A 2,949-nucleotide genomic window follows, 5' to 3' on the forward strand; every position below is an offset into this window, starting at 1 on the left:
CCGCGGCGGCGAGGGCGCGGGCGCCGGCCGTGGTCAGTTCGATGTCGGCGTCGAGGTAGATCCGGGGGAAGCCCCGCGCCGCCCGGTCACCCGCGTTCAGCGCGGCCGGTTTCGACGGCGCGGCCAGTTCGCACACGGTGACCCCGGGCACCGAGCCGGCCACCTGGGCCGTCGTGTCGGTGCAGCCGTTGGCCGCCACGACCACGTCGAACTCGCCCGGTTCGGCGTCCGACAACAGCGTCCGCAGGGTCCGGCCGAGCACCGCCGCCTCGTTGTGCGCGGCAATGACCACGCTGGTCACCACGGTGCCCGCCCGGTCAACGCGAGCCGGAGCCGGCGGGTGGCGTTGCGTCGGCGCAGTCGCCAACCCCGGTATTCCCGCAGGTCCAGTGGGGCCGCCTGGACCACCCGGGCCGAGTGCCGCATCTGGGCCGTCCAGTCCGCGACGGTGGTCACCCCGGTACGGCGGGCCGAGAGCGGCCGGCGGGCCATGAAGTCGGCATCGGTGCGGTAGATGGTGTGCGGACTGCGTGGGTCGTCCATGTGGTCCTCGGGCAGGAACGGGTGGTACCAGCCGTTCACCCAGCCGAGCCGGGCCGCGCGCAGGCACCAGGCGGTGAAGGTCTCCCCGCCGGTGAGCGGGCCGACCTGGTCCAGGGTCTCGCGCCGGAGCAGGTAACCGCTGCCCTGCACCCAGTGGTTGCGGAACAGGCGGTGCCCGCCGGGATAGTCGGCCAGCTTGGCCGCGACCAGGTCGTCGTCGACGTCCTCGTCGGGGAAGCGCCAGGTGCCGATCACGCCGAACTCCGGTACGTCCCGGTGCGCCCGGCGCAGGATCCTCAGCCAGTCCGGATCGGGCAGGCAGTCGTCGTCCACCTTGCTCAGGTACGTCCCGGTCGCGGACTGCCACAGCCAGTTGGTGGGCTCGGTCAGCCCCGCGTTGGCCGGGCTGTGCCGGAACCGGTGCACCCGTGGGTGATGGCGAAACACCTCGACCGCGTCCAGGGTCGGCCGGTCGGTGCCGTTGTGCCAGAGCCAGACGCGGGCGTCCGCCGGGCACGTACGGAGCAGGTGGGGCAGCGACAACCGGACGTACTCCGGTCGGTCGTACGTGATCATGAGGATGTCGATGCCGCCGTCGCCGGTCATCCGACCGCCCACCTCCGCTCGGTCATGCCGTTGCCTCCACCCCGTCGGCCGGGCGGCCCGGGCGCCCCGACTCGATCCGATTGGTGCGTTCCGCCCTGGTGAGCCGCCACAGCGCCCCGATCAGCCCGAGGAGCACGTGCACCGTGATGAAGAAGGTCGTGAAGTACATCGAGTCGAAGGTGAAGCCGGAGACCCCGGCGACCCCGATCGCCACCGCGAGCACCGACGCGAGATCCCGGTCCCGCTCCGTCCGGGCGAACCGGCGGACCCGACCCGCGACCACCACACCGGACAGGAAGAAGGCGGCGAGCCCGACCACCCCGATGATGCCGCCCTGGACGAGGGTGGTCAGCCACTGGTTGTCGAGGAGCTGGTACAGCTCGGGCAGGAAGGTGCCGATGCCGCGCCCGAGCCACGGCCGTTCGTGGATGAACGGCGTGACGTAGTCGTAGTCCTCCACCCGGGCCTGCACACTGGGGTCGTTCTCGCCGGCCAGCAGCAACGACTTGATCGCGGCCAGCAGACCGGGCCGGACGACCTGGATCAACGCGGTGAGAAAGCAGCCGACCACCAGGACGTTGAAGGTGGTACGCAGCGGCCAGACCAGGATGAACAGCAGGATGGCGGCGCCCAGGGCGAGCACACCGGTCCGGGACAGCGAGATCGGGATGACGCCGGCCTGGAACATCGCCAGCGCCCCGTAGATCTGCCGGTCCCGCCGGCTCGTCGAGAACCGGGCGAAGTGGATCGCCACCACCAGGCCGATCACCATCAGCACGCTGAACTCGATGTAGTGCCCGGCGGTGCCGGCGACCCGGACCAGCCCGTCGCCGCCCCGGTCGCGGAACCCGACGACCTCCTTGTGGAAGGTCAGCAACGGGGGCAGCTTCATGTACGTCGTCAGGTCGATCCGGAACATGAACTGGGTCAGCGCGACGAAGGCCATGAACGAACAGCCCCAACAGAACCACCTGAGCACCTTGTCGACGCGTTCCCGGGTCAGTACCCCGTCGGCCGTGGCGAGCAGGATCCCCGCGCCGGCCAGCGCCATCAACAGGGTCCGTTCGGCGCCGTTCGCCTCCAGCGGAGGCATGCCCCGGCCCTGCCCGGCGACGTACGACAGGAAGAGGCTGACGAGGTAGATCGCCATCGCCCAACGCATCGGCTGCTGTCCCCGGGTGAGCAGGGTGGGATGCAGCCGACTCAGCGCCCACCAGACCAGCAGGCCGAACCCCACCATCAGCCCCGGCTTGCCCAGGTCACTCAGCGGCGGAAAGACCAACCGGAAGGGGAGCAGGTAGGCCAGCATGATCGACGCGATGACCGCGGCCGTCGCGTCCGGGAAGTGGCGTACGGCGGGGGCGATGCCGTCGTACACCGTGTCGGACCGCCGCGCGGATAGGTAGGTCGGCACGTCGCTCGTCTCGTCCCTGCACCGTCAGCCGGCGCTCGTGGGGTTCCCGCTGGTCATTGGGACGGCTCGTCGGCGGGGTTGCGGACAGTGGTCAGCAGGACGGTCTCGTCGGACGGCGTGCCGTTGCGGAACTCCGCCCGGTCCGGGCCGCCCGGGCCCGCCCGCTCGCCGGTCCGGTCCGGGGCGGGGCCCCGATCGTCGGCGGAGTGTGCGCCGAGCCGATCGGGCGGGCCGAATCCGGCGGTGGCGCGGGCGGCGCTCATCGACAGGGGCTGGGTGGCCTCCCGGGCGGTTCCGCCGGACGCCGGTGCCGACCGGGCCGCGGGTGCCGGGGTCATGGCGGGGGCCGCCGCGGGGCGTGGCGAGCCGACGATCGCCTGGCCGGC

At 71.9% G+C, this 2,949-nt stretch carries 3 protein-coding genes and 1 pseudogene; all 4 read right to left on the reverse strand.

All coding sequences use genetic code 11. From position 1 onward, the window contains the following. A partial coding sequence (locus I0C86_RS41805; RefSeq protein WP_323374163.1) for a glycosyltransferase occupies positions 1–292 on the reverse strand: 292 nt, incomplete at its 3' end. Positions 293–297: 5 nt separating this feature from the next. Continuing rightward, positions 298–1,149 (reverse strand): glycosyltransferase family 2 protein, encoded by an 852-nt coding sequence (locus I0C86_RS41810; protein WP_196206848.1) that lies wholly within the window; start codon positions 1,147–1,149, stop codon positions 298–300. Between the two features lie 22 nt (positions 1,150–1,171). Then, the gene (locus tag I0C86_RS45320; RefSeq protein ID WP_196206849.1) at positions 1,172–2,563 is read right to left on the reverse strand and encodes an O-antigen ligase family protein; all 1,392 of its coding nucleotides are present in this window, start codon (positions 2,561–2,563) and stop codon (positions 1,172–1,174) included. Positions 2,564–2,616: 53 nt separating this feature from the next. Next, positions 2,617–2,949: pseudogene (locus tag I0C86_RS41820) on the reverse strand (hypothetical protein); the annotation flags it as partial.

It is taken from the genome of Plantactinospora alkalitolerans, assembly GCF_015690345.1.
In the GTDB taxonomy this organism is placed as follows: domain Bacteria; phylum Actinomycetota; class Actinomycetes; order Mycobacteriales; family Micromonosporaceae; genus Plantactinospora; species Plantactinospora alkalitolerans.

Coding starts and splice junctions, on each gene's coding strand:
- I0C86_RS41810 (WP_196206848.1), bottom strand. CDS start 1,149: ATGACCGGCGACGGCGGCATCGACATCCTCATGATCACGTACGACCGA.